Genomic DNA, 21651 nt, shown 5'->3' on the forward strand with positions numbered 1-21651 from the left:
CCTACGCGGCCTTTTCCTTGGCCTTGCGCGGCAGATGCGCGACGATGTTCTCGATGATGCGCATGCCGGCATTGTGACCGAGCGTCATGATCGATTCCGGATGGAATTGCACCGCCGCGATCGGCTCCTTGCGATGCTCGAAAGCCATGATGACGCCGTCCTCGGTCTCGGCGGTGACCACGAAGCCGTCGGGCAGGCGCACCGGATCGGCGAAGATCGAATGATAGCGGCCGACGGTCACTTCCTTGGGCAGGCCAGAGAAGATGATGCCGGGCTTGGAGACGCGGATGCGCGACGGCTTGCCGTGCATCGGGATGTGCAATTGCCTGAGCTCGCCGCCATAGGCCTCGGCCAGCGCCTGCAGGCCGAGGCAGACGCCGAAGATCGGCAGGTCGCGGGCGCGCGCTCGTCTGATGGTGGCGGCGCAGTCGAAATCCTTCGGCGTGCCTGGGCCGGGCGACAGCACGACGAGGTCCGGCTTCAGCCGCTCGAAGACTTCCTCCGGCACCGGCGAGCGCACCGTGGAAACGTTGGCGCCGGTCTGGCGGAAGTAGTTCGCCAGCGTGTGGACGAAGGAGTCCTCATGGTCGACCAGCAGGATGTTGACGCCGTCGCCGACGCGCGCGGTGGCGCGCTCGGTTCCGGTGGCGTTGCCGGTCTTGGCGTCGCGGATGGCGGAGAGCATGGCGGATACCTTCAGTTCGGTTTCGGCTTCTTCTTCCTCGGGAACGCTGTCGAAAAGCAGCGTGGCGCCGGCGCGCACCTCGGCGATGCCGTCCTTGATGCGAATGGTGCGCAGCGTCAGTCCGGTGTTCATGTCGCCGTTGAAATTGACCATGCCGATCGCCCCGCCATACCAGGCGCGCGGGCTCTTCTCGTTCTGCTCGATAAAGCGCATGGCCCACAGTTTCGGCGCGCCGGTGACGGTGACCGCCCAGGCGTGCGAGAGAAACGCGTCGAACGCGTCCATGCCTTCGCGCAGCCGCCCCTCGATATGGTCGACGGTGTGGATCAGGCGCGAATACATCTCGATCTGGCGGCGGCCGATGACGCGCACCGAGCCCGGCTCGCAAACACGCGACTTGTCGTTGCGGTCGACGTCCGAGCACATGGTGAGCTCGGACTCGTCCTTCTTGGAGTTGAGCAGCTTCAGGATCTGCTCGCTGTCGGAGATGGCGTCGTCACCACGCTTGATGGTGCCCGAGATCGGGCAGGTCTCGACGCGGCGGCCGTTGACGCGCACGAACATCTCCGGCGAGGCGCCGATCAGATATTCGTTTTCGCCGAGATTGATGAAGAAGGAATAGGGCGAGGGATTGATCGATTTCAGCTTGCGCGAGATGTCGGAGGGCTGGGTCTCGCAGCGCTCGTAGAACATCTGGCCGGGCACGACCTCGAACAGGTCGCCGCGCTTGAAGCTCTCCATGGCGCGGCGCACCAGCTTGGCGTATTCGCCCGGCTCGTGGTCGCCGCGCGGCGGGATGCGGTCGGCGGTCTTGAACGGCTCGGCATGGGCGTCGCGGGGCAAGCCTTCGGTCGAAAAACCATCGCCCGAATAGTCGTAGCGGTCCGTCCAGGCCGCGGTCGAATAATGGTCGACGACGAGGATCTCGTCGGGCAGGAACAACACCAGGTCGCGCTGGCCTTCTTTGCGTTCGAGCTTGTGGTCGACAGGGTCGAACTGGAAGGCGAGGTCATAGCCGAAGGCGCCGTAAAGGCCGAGATTGGCATCCTCGGCGGTCTTGAACAAAGCGGTGATGGCACGCAGCACGGTGAAGACCGATGGAACGCGGCTGCGCTCCTCCTCGGTGAAGACACGGCCTGGCTTGGCGACATCGAGACGAATGAGCGTCTTCGAGGTCTCGGCGATCGTCACTTCGCTCAAGCCGGCCAGCGCCTTGCCGATCACCGGCAGCAACACTTCGCCGCGCTTGTTCAGCGCTTCGATGCGCATCGTGCGGCCGCGCGCCGAAATCACCAGCGGCGGATCGATGATGGCGGTATCCCAACGCGTGTAGCGGCCCGGATACTCGTAGTTGGAGGAGAACACCGCGCCGCGGCGGGAATTCAGGCCGTCGACATAGGCATCGATCGCGCCTTCATAGGGCCTGCCATGCCGCTCACGAGTGATCGTCACGCCGCCCGCGGTGACGAAGCGCTCCGCCCCGTTGTCCAGAACTTTAGTCGTCATTGCCGTCTCCATCAGCGTTTTGGGCAACGGACCCGGGAATGGCTTGAAAAAACAAATGGCCGCCCGGACATTCCGCTGCGGCCACCCTCTCTTTACGCACGCGCGTTCGAACCGGCCGCTGTCAGCGAGCCCACCACCAGACGGTCTTGTTCGAACGCATGTTCATGGCGACTCCCATAGCGGCGAATGACTGGATCGGCAAGCGGAATCAGGGAACTCGTCGGACGAGGCAATCGCCTGCGGTGCGAGGCGCAAGAGAGCTTAAGCAGGCTTCGATATCTCACGCGGCCGGCAGAGATGGGCGGTCAGCCGATCCTCGCGGTCGGACCAGCAATCGACCGCATGCGAGCTCATGAGGCGCAAGTTTGATCAAAAATATGAAAAGCTGGATTATACGTCCTTGACATCTCGGCGCGTCCTGTGACGTTCGACGAATAGGTATGATCAAATCATCGAAGGGCCTACTGGAATGCCGCACGACGAAATCGATACTCAAAACGCGCTGCTCCTGGCCCGCCGCTTCTCGATGGCGGGGCGACGCGCGCTCGTCACCGGCGGCAGCGTCAGCATCGGCCGCGAGATCGTCAGGGTTTTCGCGGAGGCTGGCGCCGATGTGGCCGTCCATTCCGCCCGCGCCGCCGACATTGCGTTCGGACAACCCGAGGCGGCCGCCGACGCGGTGCGTGAAGTCCATGAAAAGGGCCGGCAAGGGGCCGCGATCGACGCCGATTTCGCCGAGCCCGGCGAGGCGACACGCTGCGTCCAGGATGCGATCAAGGCGCTCGGCGGCATCGACGTGCTCGTCGTTTGCGCCTCCATCCAGTACCGGACGCCTTTTCTCGAACTGCCGGCCGATCAGGTCGAGCGCCAGATCCAGATCAATTTCAGAGCGACGATCGAACTCTTCCAGGCTGCGCTGCCCGCTATGAAGGACAATGGCTGGGGCCGGGTGCTGACGATTGGAAGCATCAACCAGACCCGCCCCGAATCCGACCTTGCCGTCTATGCCGCGCTGAAGAGCGCGCAGCACAATCTGTCTTTCAATCTCGCCAAGGACTACGCACCGCACGGCGTGACGATCAACAATCTGTCGCCGGGCCTTGTCATCACCGAGCGCAATCGCTGGCGGCGCCAGGATGCGGCAAAGTGGGCGGACATCCAGAAGAATTCAGCGCCGATGCAGCGGGCGGGGGAGGCAAGCGAGATGGCTGGAGCGGCACTGCTTCTGTGCTCCGATGCCGGCAGTTTCATCACCGGCATCGACCTCCAGGCAACCGGCGGACGTCACCTCGGCTGGCAATAGCGGCGATTTGCTCTAGCCGGCGAAGTTATGCTCAGGCAGACCCGCCACGCCGACGTCGAGCGCCAGCAGCGCGCCGGCAAGCGGCTGTTCTGCTCGTTCCATCTCATTCAGCGTCTGGGTCGCGGTGGTCACATAAAGGGTTCGCAGTCCCTCGCCACCGAAGGCGCATGACGTCGGCTGGCTGACCGGCAGGTGCACCAGCCTGTCGAGCGTGCCGTCGGGCGCGAAGCGTGCGAGAGCGCCGCCCTGGTAACGTGCATTCCACAGGAAGCCCTCCGCATCGACCGTCGCGCCGTCGGGCCGGCCCGGCGCCGCCTGTGCGGCGACGAACTTCGACCATTGGCCGACGCGCCCATTCGCCGGATCGAAATCCGCGCGCTCGATGTCGCCCTTCCTGGTATCCGCGAAGTAGAGCGTGCGTCCATCCGGGCTGAAAGCGAGCGCATTGGGCACGGCGATCCGCTCGCGGAGCAGAGTCGGGCGCCCTGTCGCGTCGACCCGGTACAGCGCGCCCGATGGATGCAATCCGTAGTCCCACATGCTGCCGCAGATTATGCCGCCGGCGGGATCGCACTTCATGTCGTTCAGGCGATGTTGCGGCGGCCCGTATTCGACCGTGGTCAACGGGGTGAGCCGGCCGCTGTCCGGATCGAAAAGGCGAAGGCTCTGGCCGAGCGGGACGACCACGCCGCCCGTCGCCCGCGGCACGACGGAGCCGATCACGTCCGGCATCGGCCATGAGGTCACACTCCCGCTTTCCGGCTGCAGTCTATGCAGGCAAGGGCGGCGCAGATCGATCCAGAAGAACTCGCCGGTATGCGGATGCCAGGTCGGCGCTTCGCCCAGCGTGTCGCCGGTCTTCGCGGCGACGTCGAACTCTGTGGCGACAGTCATTGCAGGCCGATGTCTGGCTTGGGATTGACGGCGATCCTGTCCAGAAGGTCGTGCTTGGCCTTCTCGATATGCGCTCCCATCAGCAAGGCGGCCGAGCCCGCATCCTGGCGCTCGATGGCGTGAATGATGTGGCGGTGGTCGTCGATGACGCCGTGGAAGCGCGCCTCGTCATAGCCGTAGCGCTGCCAGATCGCCGCCACCAGGAGCCAGTTGCGATCCACCATCGACAGGGCGCCGGGATTGCCGGCGGCTTCATTGATGACGCCGTGGAAGATGTTGTTGGCATGGGGGACGGCAAGAAAGTCCTCACTCGCCACACGTGCCTCCAGCAATTCCTCGGCTGCTTTCAAGTCGCGCAAATGCTCGGCGGTACGGCGCTCGCTGGCGCGCCGCGCAAGCATGGTCTCGATAGCGCTGCGGATGTCAAAAAGGTCCACAACGAAGGACATGTGGACAGTTCTGACGCGGGCGCCGCGATTTGGCTCCAGCACCACCAGACCGGTGCCGCTCAGCGCGCGCAGTGCCTCGCGCACGGGCATGTGGCTCACGCCGTAGCGGCTCGCCAACTCGTCGATCCTCAGCCGCGAACCGAACGGAATGACTCCGGAGATGATGTCGTCACGAAGCAGTTTTTGAACGTCGGGAATCCGCGCCATATGTCCCCGCTACCCGGATTTGAGCAAATATTGCTCGCATGGCCGTCAAGAGAAGTCAATTTTGCCCTTGCCAACGGAACATTTGATCAAATATGAGATTTGCCAACAGATCGCCCTGAGCGACATCATGGAAACGCCAGATGCCTCCATTTGCCTCCGATAACGGGGAAATCGATCGCCTGCCGTCCTTCTGCGGCTTCAAGCGGCCCGATGGCAGCGCCGGAATCCGCAATCACGTGCTCATCCTGTGCATCAACGGGCTTGCGCTGCGGGTCAGCGAGCGGATCGCCGCCAGCCTAGAGGGCGCGCTCCTGGCAGCCACGAGTAGCGGCAGGGGCCATGTCGAACCGGATCTCGGATTGCACGTTGATCAACTTGTCGGCCTTGGCTGCAACCCCAACGTGGGCGCGGTGCTGGTCGTTGGTGTCGACGCGGCGACGACCGCGGTGGTTTCGGCCCGCATCTCAAAGAGCGGCAAGCCGGCCGCCAGCGTCTCTTTCGCCGAGCAGGAGGAAGACATGCTTTCGGTCCTGGAGCAGGGCATCAGGCGAGGTGCCGCGCTGCTGCGCGAGGCCTCCCGCGCCCGTCGCGAAACTCTGCCGGGGACAAAACTGGTCGTCGGCGTCGAATGCGGTCATTCCGACGCAACCTCCGGTCTGATCAGCAATCCGGTCGTCGGCGCCGTGGTCGATCTCCTGGTGTCGCATGGCGCGACCGTCATTGCCGGCGAGACAGTCGAGTGGCTGGGTGCCGAGCACATCCTGGCCGGTCGCGCCCGCGATCCGTCGATCGCGCAAGAAATCCTGCGGGCGGTGGAGCGCAGGGAAGGCTTTGCCAGCTCGTCGGGCCGCAGCCTGACCGGCAACAATCCCGGCGAGGAAAATATTCGGGGCGGGCTGAGCACGATCGAGGAAAAATCGCTCGGGGCGGTGGCAAAGACAGGGAGCTGCCGCATCGACGGGATGCTCGCCGTCGCCGAGCCACCGGCCGCCGGCGGGCTTTATCTGATGGACGGCCCGTCCTTCTCGCCGGAATCGATGACCGGCTTCACCGCGGCCGGCGCCCAGCTCATGCTGTTCACCACCGGGCCCGGCAACAGCACCGCGAGCGCGCTCGCGCCGACAATCAAGATCACGGCCAGGCGCGAGACTGCGCGCCGGCTTCTCGAGCAGATCGATTTCGACGCCAGCCCGGTCTCGGAAGGAGCCGAGACGATAGACGAGGCCGCTCGACGGCTGCTCGCAACGATATTCAATGTCGCCGGCGGCACGCTCACCTTCGGCGAGATATTGGGAGAGGGACTGGAAGTTCCGACCCGGATACGGGGTTCGCTTTGAGCGTGGTCTCCTCAACGAACGTGAAGGCGGCCGGCCCCACGCGGCTGGGTGGAGTGTTGGTCTATCTGCGCACGATGGCACTGTTCGTGCTTGCTTGGTACGCCGGATCGCTGCTCGTGCCATCGAAACTCCTGCTGCCGTCGCCGCTGGCCGTCGCTGCGGCGCTTCGTGACACCGCGCTCAACGGCGAGTTGTTCGGCAATGCGCTGATCAGCCTGGCAAGGCTTTCCGCCAGCCTGCTGGCCGCGGCCGCCATTGCCGTCCCGCTCGGTCTGCTGATGGGCCGCAGCCGCCTGTGGAACGACCTGCTCGAACTGCCGGTCGAGATGCTGCGGCCGATCGCCGGCATCGCGTGGATACCGCTTGCGCTCTATCTCTTCGGCATCGGCCATCGGCTGCCGTTGTTCATCATGTTCTACACGGCGTTCTTTCCGTTGCTGATCGGCACCGCCGCGGGCGCCGCCGCCGTCGACAGGCGCCTCATCGCCGCTGCGCGCACGATGGGCCTGTCCGGGTCGACGATCATGCGGCGCGTCATCGTGCCGGCGGCGCTGCCGGCGATCCTTGTTTCGGCGCGGCTTGCGGTGGCGGCGTCCTGGACCGCCGTCGTCGCCGCCGAGCTGGTCGGCGCGCCGAACGGACTGGGCTATGCGATCGAGTACTATCGCAGCATGTTGTCCACACCGACGGTGATGGCCTTCATCGTTACGATCGGCCTGCTCGGCTTCCTGACCGACAAGGGCCTGCGCCAGCTTTCGAGGGTCCTGACCCCGTGGGCGCAGACGGGAGCGGCGCGATGAAACGCGTGGCGCTTCGCCTCCTCGTTCCGCTGCTGCTCCTTGTGGGCTGGCAGCTTCTCGCTTCGGGCTCGGTCCAGGCGCCGCGCCCCAGCACCGTGCTCGAAGCCGCGATTGCCATGGTGCGGACGGGCGATCTCCTCTCCGGCCTCGCCACCAGTCTCGGACGCGTCTTTGCCGGCTTTGCGATAGCCGCGTGCCTGGCAGTTCCGCTCGGCATTGCCATGGGGAGCATGCCGACGGTCGAGCGCAATCTCGATCCTCTGGTGGAGACGTTCCGCCCGATCGCCGCCCTCGCCATCCTGCCGCTCGTCATCCTCTGGCTGGGCTCGGGCTCGGGCGCCGCTGTCGCGATCGTCGCCTATGCCGCCTTTTTCCCGATCCTGATCAACGCCATCTCGGGCGTGAAGCGCATCGAACCCAGCCTGATGCGCGCCGCGCTCACCATGGGGCTCACGCCGTTCACGCGCATGCGCGTGGTGCTGCTGCCGGCGGCCTTGCCATCGATCCTCGTCGGCATGCGCATCGGATTGGGGATTGCCTGGACGGCGATCATAGCCGCCGAGCTTGCGGTCGGTGCCAAGTCCGGCAGCAGCGGCGGCATCGGCCAGATGATGTTCGTCTTCTACGCCTACTCGATCGATCTGAACGGCATGGTCGTCTGCATGATAGCGGTCGGCATCGTCGCCTTCACCCTCGACCGCGCCTTGCGCTGGGCACTCGCCATCACCGTACCGTGGAGCCGGATATGAGCACGCCGAAAATCCGGCTCGATGCGGTCAGCAAGTCCTTCGGCGGCTCGGTCGTCGCCGTCGAGAAGCTGTCGCTGGACATCAGGGACGGCGAGTTCCTCGCCATTGTCGGACCCTCGGGGTGCGGCAAGACGACGGTCCTCAACATGCTGGCCGGCCTCGAGCCTGCGACCTCCGGCACTATGACGCTGAACGGCAAGCCGATCGAAGGACCAGGCGCCGAGCGCGGCGTGATGTTCCAGGACTACGCGCTGTTTCCGTGGCGCACGGTGCGCGGCAATGTCGAGTTCGGACTGGTCTACGGGCCGGCCGGGCAGGGGCTTTCGCCGGCCGAGCGCACCGAGCGCGTGGAGCGCACCATCGAGATGGTCGGGCTCACGGGCTCGCAGGAGAAATATCCCCACCAATTGTCAGGCGGCATGCGCCAGCGCGTCGCGTTGGCGCGGCTGATGGCGAGCGAGCCGGAGATCCTTTTGATGGACGAGCCACTGGCCGCGCTTGACGCGCAGACGCGCGTGATCCTGCAGGACGAATTGCTGCGGATCTGGGGGCAGGACCGCCCGGCGACGGAACGGCGCACGGTCGTTTTCATAACCCATGCCATCGACGAGGCCGTGTTCCTGGCCGATCGGGTGGCGGTGCTGAGCAGCCATCCCGGCCGGCTGAAGCAGATCGTCGACATCAACCTGCCGAGGCCGCGTGGAGACGCGACCCGCCGCTCGGGCGATTTCGCCAGGCTTTGCCAGTCGATCTGGGAGCTGATCCGCGAAGAAGCATATCGCGCAACGATGAACTGACACGACAGGACGGAGGAATGTCATGACAAGATTTACACAGAGCATCTTCACCCGGCGCATGTTCCTTGCGGGCGCCGCCGCAGGCGCCTTGGCCATGCCCGCGATCGTGCGGGCGCAGGACCGCAAGGCGGCGAAAGTCTCGATCGGCCGCCAGCCCTACGCCGCCGGCAATTCGCCGCTGACACAGCGCATGATCAACGAGAAGATGCTGGAGAAGGCGGCGGCCGAACTCGGCTATGACCTGACGGTTGACTGGCGCGACTATCCTTCAGCCCTGCCCATGGTCGAGGCTTTCGTCTCGGGCGATCTCGACATCGGCATGTGGGGCAACACGCCGATCGTGCGCTTGCTATCGCAGGCGCAGCCGATCAACATCCTGACCGTGGGCGAAGGCCACATGCGCATGGTGCTGGCCACCCGCAAGGGCTCGCCGATCAGGAACATCGAGGACCTGAAGGGCAAGACCGTCGGCGCGCTGGTCGGCGGCGACCCCTACAACGCGCTCTCGCAGATGCTGCTGCAGGAACTGGGCGACGCCGATCCGCGCGCCTTCAACATCAACATCGTCAACACGCCGACGCAGGCGGTGGCCGCATCCCTGCCGGAAGGCATGGACGCGTCGGTCGTGATCTATCCGGCCTTCTTGAAGGCCAATGCCGAGACCGGGCTGACGGGCATCATGAATTCCTTCGGCTACACCGAGGCCGGCTACAGCGGACCGGCGGGCGAGGGCGAAGGGCACTTGCTGCCGGGCGTCAAGAAGTCGAAATTCTACCCCGACGGCTACTATCTGCACCGTTCCTTCTGGATCTGCAGCGACCGCATCGTCGGCGATGACGCGCCGATCGGCCAAGCCTTCCTGGTCGCCGCGCAGCGGGCGCTGGCGGAACTGCAGAAAATCGATCCGAAGGACATTTCGCAATCGGTCAACAAATATTGGGGGCTCGACCCCGCGCTTGGCGCCAAGGTCATCGGCGACGAAGTGCTTTTCCAGCGCGGCTGGATCTGGCCGACGGAAGGCGATGCGGCCGCGGTCAGCCAGATCTCCCAGTTCATGGTCGCCGGCAAGATGATCCCCGAAGCGCTGAGCTGGGATCAGGTCAAGGCCGCCTTCGGCAAGGCGGCTCCGCTGCTGCAGAAGGCCTATGAGGGGACCGGCAAGGTGCCGGACGAGAGCGGCTTCACCGACAAGAGCGCCAAGGACCTGCGTGGCCTGCCGGCCTGGCAGCTCGACCGGTGGAAAGCGCCTTCCTGAGGCGCGTACCCAGAAATTCCGGGAAAAGGAAACATTGATGACCGAAATAGGTTTTGTCGGGCTTGGAACCATGGGCGCTCCGATGGCCCGCAATGTCCTCAAGGCGGGATTTGGGCTCACCGTCTTCGATCTCAATCCGGCGTCGGTGGCGAAGCTCGTGGACGCGGGCGCCCGTGCGGCGGCGTCGCCGCGTGAGGTGGCCGAGCGATCGGACGTGGTCATCACGATGCTGCCGGACGCGCCCGACGTCGAGGCGGCCGTGCTCGGCGACGACGGCATCGGTCATGGGCTGAAATCCGGCAGCCTCTATGTCGACATGAGCACGATCGACCCGCAGACCACGCAACGGATCGGGGCGTGGCTCGCCGCGCGCGGCGTCGACATGATCGACAGCCCGGTGGGCAAGACCGTCGAGCACGCGATTGCCGGCACGTCGACGCTGATGATCGGCGGCGATGCCGCGGTGCTGGAGCGCGCCCGTCCCATCCTGTCGGCGATGGGCACGGACCTCATCCATTGCGGTGCGCTCGGCATGGGCCAGGCCATGAAGCTCACCAACAATCTTCTGGCCAGCGTGCTGATCACCGCTAGCTCGGAGGCGCTGGTCGCCGGCGCCAAGGCGGGGCTGACGCTCGACACCATGATCAGCGTTCTGAAGACGACGATGGCCTGGAACCAGCAGCTCGCGGTCGCCATGCACAACCGCGCGCTCAAGGGCGACTTCGAACCCGGCTTCATGGTCAAGCTGGCACATAAGGACTGCCGCCTGGCGCTGGCGATGAACCAGGCGCTCGGCCTGGAAGCGCCGGTCGGCGCCGCCACGCTTGCGGTGCTCGCTGAGACGATGGACGCCGGCATGGCCGGCAAGGATGTCGGCGCGGTGCTGAAACTCAGGGAAGACGCGGCCGGCGTGCAGGTTCGGCTGGCAAGCGCATGACCGTCTCCGGTGCCATCGTGCTGCATGCCGACGACGATGTCGCGGTGCTGGTCGGGCCGGTCGAAGCAGGGGCCGGCGTGGCGACGCGCGGCGCCCACGAAGGGCTCTTGCTTACGGCCGGCGCATCGCTCGATGCCGGGCACAAGCTGGCGCTGCGCGATCTGCCGGCCGGTGCCAGCATCCGCAAATATGGCGAAGTCATCGGCCGGCTGACGGCACCCGTCGCCGCCGGCGACCATGTCCATGTGCACAATCTGGAAAGCCTGCGCGGCCTTTGATCCGAGGCTTCCCGTCGACGGATGAGGGCCTCAGTCCTCCAGCGTGCCCGAGCGCGCATCGCTGCTCCTGCCGTCGCCGGCGAGCTTCAAGAGATCCTCGCCGGCGCGGATGATGCGGCGCGAGCGGCGGGTCAAGATGAAGCCCGACTGCGGGGCAAACACTTCCGTGCGGCCGCCGGCCTCGCCGGGCGCATGGACGATCGTCGCCAGCCTATCGCCTTTCCTGACGCGGTCGCCGGGCTTGACGTCGTAAAGGATTGCGCCGGCCCGAGGCGAGGGCGTCATGTCGATGTTCTCGATCGGGACGACAGAGCCTGAAAACTTCTCGAATTTCGGGACGGACGGGTCCTGAACCACGCCACGCGTCACCAGCAGGCGGTAGAGTCCCGCGGCATCGGACGCAGCCAGGGCGCCATCGACATCGAGCATGCCGCGATATTCGACCGTGGTGGCGACGCGCCGGTCGAAGCGCGCGACGCCTGCGGGCACGTTCTGGTAGGGCATGATCGAAGCGCCCTCGAAGGTGCCGGTATTGTCCTCGCTCCACAGCAAGACGGCTTCGGCGCCCATCGCGGCGGCACAGTCGGCCATATGCGGCCACAGGCTGGTGTGGATGTAGAGATAGGCGAGGCCCTCATCGTCGCAGTGAAGGTCAAGGACGATGTCGTTGCCGAGCGAGAGCTGGACGAGCCGGTTCTTCAGCCGGCGATCGGCGCCGCCAAGGCTGACATTCGGCAAGAGCCTGGCGTCGGGCGCCGCAAGCAGCGGAAAGGAGCGGTTGAAATTGGTCCTTGTGCCGAGATTGAAGCGGCCCTGATGCTCACCGAAATGATATTGCGCTCGGCCGATCGGATTGGCCCAGGGCACGATCGCGATCGCGCCCTTGATGCGGCCCTCGGCCTCCGCCTTGACCAGCATGGGCATCAGCGCGTCGATGGCGACGACGCCCGGCAGTTCGCCGGCATGCAGCGCCGCCTGCAGATAGGCGGAAGGGGCCGCCTTGTCCTTGCCCTCGAAGCGGAAGACCGGAAATTCGTAAGCGACGCCCTCGCTGTCGCCGGCGATGCGTTCGATCGTTTTCTGCATGGGACATCTCCGCCTGAAGAGGTTTCACCCATGCATTTTTGCGATCGGACTGTCGAGTGGTCCAGCCGCGTGCTGTCGGCGCTGGGTGCGACTACTCGGCCGGCTGCGGCTGCAGGACCGTTCTGCGGTCGAGCGCCTGAGACAGCACGGCTACGGCGACGGCCATAAGGGCGAGCGCGGCGCCCACCAGCGGCAGGTTGGCGTAGGATACGCCCCAGGAGATGGCGAGGCCGCCGATCCAGGCGCCACCGGCATTGCCGACATTGAAGGCGCCCTGGTTGAGCGTGGCTGCAAGATTAGGCCCTTCGGAAGCCGCCTCGACGACGCGTATCTGCAACGGCGGCACGACGATGAAGATCAGCATACCCCACAGGAAGACGATCGCCACGGCTACGCTTGCGATGGCGCCGAACCCGGTGAAGACGACGAACAGCAAGGCCATGGCGAGCAGCGTGGCAATCACTGTCGGCATCAGCCTCCAGTCGGCCAGCCTGCCTCCGATGATATTGCCGATGGTCATGCCGGCGCCGAACAAGAGCAGCACCCAGGTGACGGTCGCCGTCGAGAGGCCGGAGACGTCTGTCAGGTAAGGCTTGATGTAGGTGAAGACCGCGAACAGGCTGGCGGAGGCGAGCGAGGCGATCAGCATCGCCAGCCACACCTGCAGCTTGCCGAGCACACGCAATTCGCCGAGCAGACCGCCGCCGCTGGGTTCCGCGACATCCGACGGCACCAGCCAGGCGATAGCCGCGACCGAGATCAGGCCGATGCCGACCACTGCGAGGAATGTGGCGCGCCAGCCAAAAGCCTCGCCGAGCGCCGTGCCGGCGGGAACCCCGAGGATGTTGGAAAGCGTCAGGCCGGCGAACATCAGGGCGATGGCGCTCGCCCGCTTGTTGCGCGGCACCAGGCTCGCTGCAACCACCGAACCGATGCCGAAGAAAGCGCCGTGGCCGAAAGCGGTGAAGACGCGCGCCGCCATCAGCAGCCAATAGTTCGGCGCGAGGGCGCAGAAGAGATTGCCGATGACGAAGAGGGTGGCGAGGCCGACGAGCACCGGCTTGCGCGGCAGGCGCGCTGTTGCCATGGCCACGATCGGCGCACCGAACACGACGCCCAGCGCGTAGCCGGTCACCAAAAGGCCGGCCGAGGGGATCGAGACGCGGAGGTCGGCCGCGACTTCCGGCAGCAGGCCCATGATGACGAATTCGGTGGTGCCGATGCAGAAGGATGCAATGGCAAGCGCTAGGATCGGCAGCGGCATGGGGTGTCCGGACTGAATCGGTTCAAAATCGAGACTGGCTCTGGATGCGCCGGGCGCACAAGCGCCATTGTTGCAACGCAGCAATGCAGAAAGGCGAGAGCGGCTTTGCGGACGGAACCTAGCTAAGCCAGCGGCTTCAGCTCCTGGGCGATGGTCGGCAGCAGCTCCGAGACGGTCGGGTGGATGTGCATGGCGCGCGCCAGCGTCGAGATCGGCGCCTTGGCATACATAAGGTCGAGCACGCTGTGGATCGCCTCGTCGCCGCCCGGTCCGAGCACGGAGCAGCCGAGGATTTCGCCGGTATCGGCATCGGCCAGGATCTTCATGAAGCCTTGCGTCTCGCCCTTTTCGACAGCGCGACCAACACGGGTCATCGGCCGCTGGCCGACAAGGGCGCGGCGGCCGGATTTTTTCACGGCGGCTTCCGTCATGCCGCAGCGTCCAAGCGGCGGATCGATATAGAGCGCGTAGGCTTCGATGCGGTCGCTCACCCGTCGCGGATCATTGTCGAGCAGGTTGGCGGCGACGATCTCGAAGTCGTTATAGGAGGTGTGGGTGAAGGCGCCCCTGCCGTTGCAGTCGCCCATCGCCCAGATGCCGGGCACATTGGTGCGCAGGTGGTCGTCGACGACGATGAAGCCGCGCTGGTCGACCTCGACGCCGGCCTTGTCGAGACCGAGATCGTCGGTGTTGGGCGTGCGTCCCAGCGCCAGCAGCACATGCGAGCCCACCGCCGCCGGCCTGCCGGCGGCGAAGCTGACGGCGATATCGCTGCCCTTTCTGGCGAAGCTTATATCGCCGGCGCCGACATGAACGGTTATGCCTTCGTTTTCGAGGATCGACAGAATGGCCGCGGAAATGTCCTCGTCCTCGCGGCCGGTCAGCCGCGGCGCCTTCTCGATCACCGTGACTTCGGAGCCGAAGCGGCGGAACATCTGGGCGAATTCGAGCGAAATATAGCTGCCGCCGACAACGATCAGATGGCTGGGCAGCACATCGAGATCCATCATCGAGGCGTTGGTGAGGTAGGGCACCTCTTTGACGCCGGGCAGGTTGGGCACCGAGGCGCGGCCGCCGGTGTTGAGGAAGATTTTTGGCGCGGTGAGCAGCTCGTCACCGACGCGCACGGTGTCGGCGGATTCGAAACGCGCGTGGCCGCGATAGAGCGTGCAGCCCTGCATGCCGGCGATCCATTTTTCGAGATTGCCGCGGGCGTCGTTGGTGACCTTGTCCTTGCGCGCCTTGATCCGTTTGTAATCGACACCGACGGGGCCTGAGAGCGTGACGCCATAATCGGCGGCGCGGCGGGCGAGATGCGCGGCATAGGCGCTCGCCACCATCGTCTTGGTCGGCATGCAACCGGTGTTGACGCAGGTGCCGCCGATGAACTTGCGCTCGATCAGCGCAACCTTCATGCCGGCGGCCTCGAGCCGCCCGACCAGCGGCGGGCCGGCCTGGCCGGCGCCGATGACGATGGCGTCGAAGGTCTTTGCGCTCATGCGACCGCGGCCACGATCAGCAGCCCGCCGATGATGGCGACGGCATCCTCGATGAAGGCGGCGGGCGGGTCCTTGCCGAAGGCGGCGGCCAGCCGGCCGCGCGCCTCGGCGCCGCCCAGCGTGCCGATCACCGCGCCGATCGCGCTGGCGACCAGGCCGCCGATGGTGGCGCCGGCCGTGGCGCCGATCACCGCGCCGCAGAAGGCGCCGACGACAATGCGCGTGCCGAACTGCTGCGGAACCTTGCGGCTCGGCGTCGACGGCAGCTGGTCGGTGATCAGCTCGACGATCGCCAGGATGGTGAAGATGCCGACGGCAATCCAGTGGCCCATGAAGCTTGCCCAGGTGCCGGCAACCGGCAGCCAGCCGAGCCAGGCGCCCCAGGCAATGGCCGCCGGCGCGGTCATGGCGCGCAGGCCGGCAACGACACCTATCAGCAGTGCAAGGATGTAAAGCATGATCGACCCCCTCAAATTAAGACCGTCGCATGGTCCCGCAACGGCAGGCTAGCACAAGCCAAGCTTTTGGCTACGGGGCTTTTGTCTGACAATCGATTATGCTTTGGCAGCAGAGAAAATCTGGTGGCGCCGCCGTGACGACAAGCGAACGCATGAAGATGGCGGCGGGCGAATGGTACAGCTGCATCGACGAAGAGCTGGAGGCGCTGCGCGTGACGGCCCGCGACGCGGTGTTCGAGCACAACGGCCTGCCGCCCCGGCAGCGTGGCAATATGGGTCCTGCCTTGCGGGCGCTGCTCGGCGGCGTGGGCGAAGGCGCGCGCATCGAGGCGCCGTTCCACTGCGCCTATGGCTTCAACCTGTTCCTTGGCGATCGCACTTTCCTCAATGCCGGCTGCACCATCCTCGACACGGCGCCGGTGCGCATCGGCAACGGGACGCTGCTTGGCCCCAACGTGCAAATCTACTGCGCCGAGCATCACCGCGAAGCCTCCGGCCGGCTGGCTGGACTGGAGGTCGCCAGGCCGGTGACGATCGGCGACAATGCCTGGATCGGCGGCAGCGCGGTGATCCTGGCCGGCGTCAGCATAGGCGAGGGTGCTATCGTCGGTGCGGGCGCAGTGGTGACGCGCGATGTCCCGGCCAACACGACCGTGGTTGGCAATCCGGCGCGCGCGGTTAAGCGCCACTGAGCGCGTCTGCGGTTTGAACAACTCTTGAGAACTCGCGCCTGTATTGCATCGGCGAGGTTCTGAGCCGCGTGGCGAAATGTTGGCGCAGCGACGTGGCGCTGCCGAAGCCGGCTTCGAAGGCCACCATGTCCATGGACTTGTCCGTCTGCTCCAGCAGCCTTTGCGCCAGCGCGACACGCTGGTCGACAAGCCAGTCGCCGAAACTGGTGCCGATCGATTTCTGGAACCGGCGCGTGAAGGTACGGCGGGTGAGGCCGGCCATGTCGGCTACGCTGTCGAGACTGTGCGGTTCGCCGGGTGTTGCCCGCACCTGGTCGAGAGCCTGCGTGAACCGGTCAGCGTTTGGCGTCGGCGCAAGCGGGCGCTCGATGAACTGCGCCTGGCCGCCCTGCCGGTGCGGCGAGAGCACGACGTGGCGGGCAAGCCGAAGCGCTGCCTCGGCTCCATAGCGGGCGCGCACGATATGCAGGCAGCAGTCGAGACCGGCGGCGACGCCGGCGGAGGTGATGATGTCGCCCTCGTCGACATAGAGCACGTCGGCGTCGATCTCTACGTCTGGATGCAGCGCCTGCAGCTGATCCGTATAGGCCCAGTGGGTCGTCGCCTTCCGCCCGGCAAGCAAGCCGGCGCCGGCAATGGCGAAGGTGCCGAGGCACAAGCCGACGATCAGCGCGCCGCGCCGATGCGCGCGCTGCAGCGCGTCCTTGAACGGCGCGGCCAGCGGAGCCTCGAGGTCCTTCCAGCTTGGAATGATGACGATGTCGGCCTCGTCGAGCGCGGATAGTCCATGCGGCACGAGGATGCTCAGTCCGGCATCGGTGTGAATGGGTCCTTCCTCCATCGCGCAGACGCGGAAGTCGAAGCGCGGCAGGCCAAGCTTGGTGCGGTCCGCGCCGAACACCAGGCAAGGGACGGAGAGGTGAAACGGGCTGATGCCATCGAAGGCGACAGCGGCAATGATCGGGTTCTTCATGGCAGACATCGTTTGGGTTGATTGATTGATGAATGTCCCAATTCTTTCGAATGATGTCAATCGGGACACTTTCGACTCGCGAAGCATCCGCCTAATTTTGGCCCATCAACCCGATCGAAAGGAAACCGCCATGTCAGCACCTGCCATCCAGCCACGCCGCGCGCTCGTCGTCGTCGACGTCCAGAACGACTACAACGGTGGCAATCTCGCCATCCAACATCCGCCATTCACCGACAGTGTCGCCAACGTGGCGCGCGCCATGGATGCGGCCGCCGCGGCCGGCATCAAGGTCGTCGTCGTCAAGCAGATGGCGCCGGAGACCTCGCCGATCTTCGCCAAGGGCAGCCATGGCGGCGAACTGCATCCCGAGATCGCCAGGCGCGCACGCGACCATTATGTCGAAAAGACGCTGCCGTCGGCCTTCACCGGCACGGATCTGGAGGCCTGGCTGCGCGCCAATGCCATCGATACGATCGCGGTCGTTGGTTACATGACCCACAATTGCGATCTGTCGACCATCATCCACGCCGTGCATATGGGCTTTGCCGTCGAGTTCCTTTCGGATGCCAGCGGCTCGGTGCCTTACGCCAACAGTGCCGGCTATGCGTCGGCAGAGGATATCCACCGGGTGGTGAGCGTCGTTTTGCAGTCGCGCTTCGCGGCGGTGCTGAAGACCGCCGAATGGGTCGATTGCCTGAAAACCGGCGCCTTGCCGGAACGCGACACGATCTACGCATCGAACCAGCGGGCGCTTGCCCGCAACGCCGCGTAGCTCGGCCCACCTTCGAACGGCAAAGGCGCCGCCAGGATGCGGCGCCTTTGCTTTGGCGACGAAATTATCCAGGACAGCGTGACCCATTTCACGGAAGTCGTCCCGGTTCTTCCGGAGAGTCACCGCGCATGTGAATAAGCGCGGTTGGCTGGGGGCTGAATTGAAAGCGCGCGTTGCACGAAGCTTGGTTGTCCTGGCTCTCGCCGTCGGCGCGGCGCTGCTGCCCTGGCCCGCCTTGGCGCAAGTCCCGCCGCACGCACCCGGAACGATCTGCTTCACGCAATTCTTCTGGTGCTGGGCGCAGCCGCCCGGGCCTCCCGGCTATGCCTGCGGATGCCCGTCGCAATATGGCTTCGTGCCGGGTTACCTGGGTTAGTCTTCGGAGGGGCGCGCGATGACGACATCCCACGATCCCCTTGTCTCCGGGTTGCTGGCAGATGCGAAGCTGGTCGCCGGTTATGGCCGCTACGGCGTGTTCAAGGACAGCGCGCTGTTCGCCGCGATCGGCGATGCGGAAAAACTCCAAGATGCGACGGCAAGCCAGCCCGAGGTCGTCAAACTGCAGACGGTGCTCAACGACTGTTCCGGCACCGTGCCGTTTTCCACCCTGGCTGCCCTGCGAACCGGCTGGTCGCCGGGCGACATGTCACGGCGGACCGCGCTCGCGACCTATTTTCTCATAGCCCTGTCGGTGACGATGATGATCGTCATCGGCAAGCTGACCTATGTCTACAACAGAGGCATCGCGATCAGCACCGAGCTGCAGGAGATCGACAACAATGATTTCAGCGCCCGCTTCGGGCAGTCGATCAGGCAGGTCTGGGCGACGAAGAAGCAACTGAGCTCGGCCACCGCCCAGCAGGCGTCAGCGACCGACCTTACGCTCTTGAAGGACGCCTATTACAATTCCGTCGACAGCCTGCATTCGCTCGATCAGCGTTTTTCCTCGCTGCTGGTGAGGGCGCAGGGGTTCATGACGCAGGAGGCGCCATTTCCGTTCTGGGGCATGCAATGGGCCTATTGCAAGCTTTCGGCTTCCTCGGCAAAAGCCGGCGCGCCGCTTGATTTCTCGAACCCCCGGCAGATGGCCATAGACCAGTTCTGTGGCCAGGAGGTCGCGCTGGCGCAACAGCAAGGCGGGGCTGAGAACAGCCAACCGCTCAAGCAGTCCGATTTCGATTGCAGGAGCAACGGCAATGCTCAAGGCGGCACGCAAGTCGTCAGTGCCACCGGCATGTCCGGCCAGGCGGAAGACGTGAACGCCGACTTCGATGAGGCGACACGCAACCTGCAGTGCGACGGTGTCATCACGATCACGCCGAATTCGATTTCGACGCTGACATTGCAGGCCAAGACGCTCAGCGAGGTTCTCAGCCCTTATGCACTGTGGATCCTGCCCGCGCTCTACGGCGCGCTTGGCGGCATCATGTTCCACATGCGTATGATCCTCAATCCGCTGCTGCCCAACCCGCCGCTGTCCCGGCTCATTCACCGCATCGCGCTCGGCGGGCTTGCCGGCATGATCCTCGCCTGGTTCATGGCGCCCGGCACCAAGCTCGGCGGCGAGGTCACCGGCATAGGCTTCAGCCTGTTCACCTTCGCGTTCCTGTTCGGCTTCAGCCTGGACATCTTCTTCGCCATCCTCGACCAGTTCGTCTCTATGTCGGTCGCAGCCATCAAAAAGTTCGGTTCGCCCACGGTGGCGTAAGGATCCGGCAAGCAAAAGGGCGCCGCGATAGCGCGACGCCCTTGATCTCTCCCAGCCTGGTGGATGCTTAGAATAACCCCTCGATCTGCCCCTGTTCGTTGAGGAAGATCTTTTCCGAAGACGGCGCCTTGGGCAGGCCGGGCATGGTCATGACCTCGCCGCAGATGATGACGACGAAGCCGGCGCCGGCCGAGAGCCTGACCTCACGCACCGGCACGGTGTGACCGGTCGGCGCGCCACGCAGGTTCGGGTCGGTCGAGAAGGAGTACTGGGTCTTGGCCATGCAGACCGGGAGGTTGCCGTAGCCGGCCTGCTCCCAGGCATGCAACTGGTCGCGCACCGATTTGTCGGCGATCGCTTCCGAGCCGCGATAGATGCGCTGGACGATGGTGTTGATCTTCTCGAACAGCGGCATGGCGTCGGGGTAGAGCGGCGCGAACTGCGAGGCGCCGGATTCGGCCAGCGCCACCACCTTGTTGGCGAGATCCTCGATACCGGCCGAGCCATTGGCCCAGTGCTTGCACAGGATCGCCTCTTCGCCCATCGAGGCGACATAGTCCTTCATCGCCTGGATCTCGGCATCGGTGTCGGAATAGAAGTGGTTGATGGCGACCACCGCCGGCACGCCGAACTGACGGATGTTTTCGATGTGGCGGCCGAGATTGGCGCAGCCCTTCTTCACCGCCTCGATGTTTTCCTTGCCAAGGTCTTCCTTCTTGACGCCGCCATTCATCTTCATGGCGCGCACCGTGGCGACGATGACCGCCGCCGACGGCTTCAATCCCGCCTTGCGGCACTTGATGTCGAAGAACTTTTCCGCGCCGAGGTCGGCGCCGAAGCCGGCTTCGGTGACGACATAGTCGGCGAGCTTCAGCGCCGTCGTGGTGGCGACGACCGAGTTGCAGCCATGCGCGATGTTGGCGAACGGGCCGCCATGCACGAAGGCCGGGTTGTTCTCCAGCGTCTGCACCAGGTTGGGCTGCATGGCATCCTTTAGCAGAACCGCCATGGCGCCGTCCGCCTTGAGGTCGCGGGCATAGACCGGCGACTTGTCGCGGCGATAGGCGACGATGATGTCGCCGAGGCGCTTCTCGAGGTCCTTGAGGTCGGTGGACAGGCAGAGGATCGCCATGACTTCCGAAGCGACGGTGATGTCGAAGCCGGCTTCGCGCGGATAACCGTTGGCGACGCCGCCGAGCGAGCAGATGATTTCGCGCAGCGCGCGGTCGTTCATGTCCATGACGCGGCGCCACATCACGCGACGGGTGTCGATGCCGAGCTCATTGCCCCAGTAGATGTGGTTATCGATCAGCGCCGAAAGCAAATTATGCGCAGTGGTGATGGCGTGGAAATCGCCGGTGAAGTGGAGGTTCATGTCCTCCATCGGCACGACCTGTGCGTAGCCGCCGCCGGCGGCACCGCCCTTGACGCCGAAATTCGGGCCGAGCGAGGCTTCGCGGATGCAGATGATGGCCTTCTTGCCGATGCGGTTCAGGCCGTCGCCGAGGCCGACCGTGGTGGTCGTCTTGCCTTCGCCGGCGGGCGTCGGGTTGATGGCGGTGACCAGGATCAGCTTGCCGTCCTTGTTGCCTTTCACCGACTTGATGAACTCGGCCGAGATCTTCGCCTTGTCATGGCCATAGGGCAGGAGATGCTCGGTAGGGATGCCGATCTTGGCGCCGATCTCCTGGATCTGTTTCTTCTTGGCGGCGCGCGCGATCTCGATGTCGGACTTCACTTCGGCCATGACGGCTTTCCTCTGGATTGGGCGGTGGAAGGGACGGATTTGATCATCTGTGCATGTTCGAAACGCCGCGCGGGCCAGAGCATGATGCCGAAAAGTGTGAAGCGGTTTTCGGACGACATCATGCTCTCTCTTTGATTTGGAGGCGGGTTAAAAATTAAAGGGGGTACCCCCCGGAAAAATAAAAAACCCAAACCGGCCTGTTTTAAAACAGTGGCAGGCCCGGGGGGCAAATTAAATGAAAAAAATTTTAAAACA

The 21651-nt window shown here is 64.9% G+C and carries 21 protein-coding genes; 11 read left to right on the forward strand and 10 right to left on the reverse strand.

The features are described 5' to 3' along the window. Position 1: 1 nt before the first annotated feature. Positions 2-2191 carry an anthranilate synthase gene (locus tag AC0L2L_RS21485; protein WP_473580957.1) on the reverse strand — a complete coding sequence of 730 codons (2190 nt, stop codon included), beginning with the start codon at positions 2189-2191 and terminating at the stop codon, positions 2-4. A gap of 469 nt (positions 2192-2660) precedes the next feature. Here AC0L2L_RS21485 and AC0L2L_RS21490 point away from each other — a divergent pair, with 469 nt between their 5' ends. After that, entirely contained in the window at positions 2661-3494 is an 834-nt protein-coding gene (locus AC0L2L_RS21490; RefSeq protein ID WP_473580959.1) for an SDR family NAD(P)-dependent oxidoreductase, read from the forward strand. Positions 3495-3506: 12 nt separating this feature from the next. Here AC0L2L_RS21490 and AC0L2L_RS21495 read toward each other — a convergent pair whose 3' ends face one another. Beyond that, entirely contained in the window at positions 3507-4388 is an 882-nt protein-coding gene (locus tag AC0L2L_RS21495) for an SMP-30/gluconolactonase/LRE family protein (protein ID WP_473580961.1), read from the reverse strand. Further along, on the reverse strand, positions 4385-5044 hold the full coding sequence (locus AC0L2L_RS21500) for a GntR family transcriptional regulator (protein ID WP_051333843.1): 660 nt from the start codon (positions 5042-5044) through the stop codon (positions 4385-4387). Before AC0L2L_RS21500 ends, AC0L2L_RS21495 begins: the two co-directional genes overlap by 4 nt. Before the next feature lie 140 nt (positions 5045-5184). Here AC0L2L_RS21500 and AC0L2L_RS21505 point away from each other — a divergent pair, with 140 nt between their 5' ends. The 7 genes from AC0L2L_RS21505 to AC0L2L_RS21535 are packed head-to-tail and all read left to right on the forward strand — an operon-like array spanning position 5185 to position 11197. Next, positions 5185-6381 (forward strand): UxaA family hydrolase, encoded by a 1197-nt coding sequence (locus tag AC0L2L_RS21505; RefSeq protein WP_473580963.1) that lies wholly within the window; start codon positions 5185-5187, stop codon positions 6379-6381. A gap of 2 nt (positions 6382-6383) precedes the next feature. Further along, positions 6384-7181, forward strand: a complete 798-nt coding sequence (locus AC0L2L_RS21510) for an ABC transporter permease (RefSeq protein ID WP_473580964.1) — start codon at positions 6384-6386, stop codon at positions 7179-7181. Continuing rightward, positions 7178-7930, forward strand: coding sequence for an ABC transporter permease (locus AC0L2L_RS21515; RefSeq protein ID WP_473580965.1), 753 nt, complete (start codon positions 7178-7180; stop codon positions 7928-7930). Before AC0L2L_RS21510 ends, AC0L2L_RS21515 begins: the two co-directional genes overlap by 4 nt. Then, the gene (locus tag AC0L2L_RS21520; protein WP_473580966.1) at positions 7927-8727 is read left to right on the forward strand and encodes an ABC transporter ATP-binding protein; all 801 of its coding nucleotides are present in this window, start codon (positions 7927-7929) and stop codon (positions 8725-8727) included. The genes AC0L2L_RS21515 and AC0L2L_RS21520 overlap by 4 nt, the downstream gene beginning before the upstream one ends. Positions 8728-8749: 22 nt before the next feature. Next, on the forward strand, positions 8750-9982 hold the full coding sequence (locus AC0L2L_RS21525) for an ABC transporter substrate-binding protein (RefSeq protein WP_473580968.1): 1233 nt from the start codon (positions 8750-8752) through the stop codon (positions 9980-9982). Continuing rightward, entirely contained in the window at positions 9873-10919 is a 1047-nt protein-coding gene (locus AC0L2L_RS21530) for an NAD(P)-dependent oxidoreductase (protein WP_473580969.1), read from the forward strand. Before AC0L2L_RS21525 ends, AC0L2L_RS21530 begins: the two co-directional genes overlap by 110 nt. Next, positions 10916-11197, forward strand: coding sequence for a UxaA family hydrolase (locus AC0L2L_RS21535; RefSeq protein ID WP_473580970.1), 282 nt, complete (start codon positions 10916-10918; stop codon positions 11195-11197). The genes AC0L2L_RS21530 and AC0L2L_RS21535 overlap by 4 nt, the downstream gene beginning before the upstream one ends. Positions 11198-11227: 30 nt before the next feature. Here the strand turns inward: AC0L2L_RS21535 and AC0L2L_RS21540 are convergent, their stop codons facing one another. The 4 genes from AC0L2L_RS21540 to AC0L2L_RS21555 all read right to left on the reverse strand — a co-directional run bounded on the left by AC0L2L_RS21540 (position 11228) and on the right by AC0L2L_RS21555 (position 15504). Further along, positions 11228-12283 carry a M14 family metallopeptidase gene (locus tag AC0L2L_RS21540; RefSeq protein WP_473580972.1) on the reverse strand — a complete coding sequence of 352 codons (1056 nt, stop codon included), beginning with the start codon at positions 12281-12283 and terminating at the stop codon, positions 11228-11230. Positions 12284-12374: 91 nt separating this feature from the next. Beyond that, positions 12375-13547, reverse strand: coding sequence for an MFS transporter (locus AC0L2L_RS21545; RefSeq protein WP_473580974.1), 1173 nt, complete (start codon positions 13545-13547; stop codon positions 12375-12377). A gap of 122 nt (positions 13548-13669) precedes the next feature. Further along, positions 13670-15046 (reverse strand): FAD-containing oxidoreductase, encoded by a 1377-nt coding sequence (locus AC0L2L_RS21550; RefSeq protein WP_473580976.1) that lies wholly within the window; start codon positions 15044-15046, stop codon positions 13670-13672. After that, positions 15043-15504, reverse strand: coding sequence for a DUF4126 domain-containing protein (locus tag AC0L2L_RS21555; protein ID WP_473580978.1), 462 nt, complete (start codon positions 15502-15504; stop codon positions 15043-15045). The genes AC0L2L_RS21550 and AC0L2L_RS21555 overlap by 4 nt, the downstream gene beginning before the upstream one ends. Positions 15505-15638: 134 nt before the next feature. Between AC0L2L_RS21555 and AC0L2L_RS21560 the strand changes: the two genes are divergently transcribed. Further along, entirely contained in the window at positions 15639-16196 is a 558-nt protein-coding gene (locus AC0L2L_RS21560) for a sugar O-acetyltransferase (RefSeq protein ID WP_473580980.1), read from the forward strand. On the opposite strand, the gene AC0L2L_RS21565 is transcribed toward AC0L2L_RS21560, so the two are convergent. Beyond that, positions 16183-17169 (reverse strand): helix-turn-helix domain-containing protein, encoded by a 987-nt coding sequence (locus tag AC0L2L_RS21565; RefSeq protein ID WP_473580982.1) that lies wholly within the window; start codon positions 17167-17169, stop codon positions 16183-16185. The genes AC0L2L_RS21560 and AC0L2L_RS21565 overlap by 14 nt on opposite strands. Positions 17170-17299: 130 nt before the next feature. Here AC0L2L_RS21565 and AC0L2L_RS21570 point away from each other — a divergent pair, with 130 nt between their 5' ends. Beyond that, the gene (locus AC0L2L_RS21570) at positions 17300-17941 is read left to right on the forward strand and encodes a cysteine hydrolase family protein (protein ID WP_027165014.1); all 642 of its coding nucleotides are present in this window, start codon (positions 17300-17302) and stop codon (positions 17939-17941) included. Between the two features lie 394 nt (positions 17942-18335). After that, the gene (locus AC0L2L_RS21575) at positions 18336-19649 is read left to right on the forward strand and encodes a hypothetical protein (protein WP_473580984.1); all 1314 of its coding nucleotides are present in this window, start codon (positions 18336-18338) and stop codon (positions 19647-19649) included. A gap of 67 nt (positions 19650-19716) precedes the next feature. On the opposite strand, the gene AC0L2L_RS21580 is transcribed toward AC0L2L_RS21575, so the two are convergent. Both AC0L2L_RS21580 and AC0L2L_RS21585 read right to left on the reverse strand, forming a co-directional pair. Further along, the gene (locus tag AC0L2L_RS21580; protein WP_473580986.1) at positions 19717-21396 is read right to left on the reverse strand and encodes a formate--tetrahydrofolate ligase; all 1680 of its coding nucleotides are present in this window, start codon (positions 21394-21396) and stop codon (positions 19717-19719) included. Then, a partial coding sequence (locus AC0L2L_RS21585) for a hypothetical protein (RefSeq protein ID WP_473580988.1) occupies positions 21384-21651 on the reverse strand: 268 nt, incomplete at its 5' end. The genes AC0L2L_RS21585 and AC0L2L_RS21580, both read right to left, overlap by 13 nt.

Source organism: Mesorhizobium sp. WSM4832, from assembly GCF_055811115.1.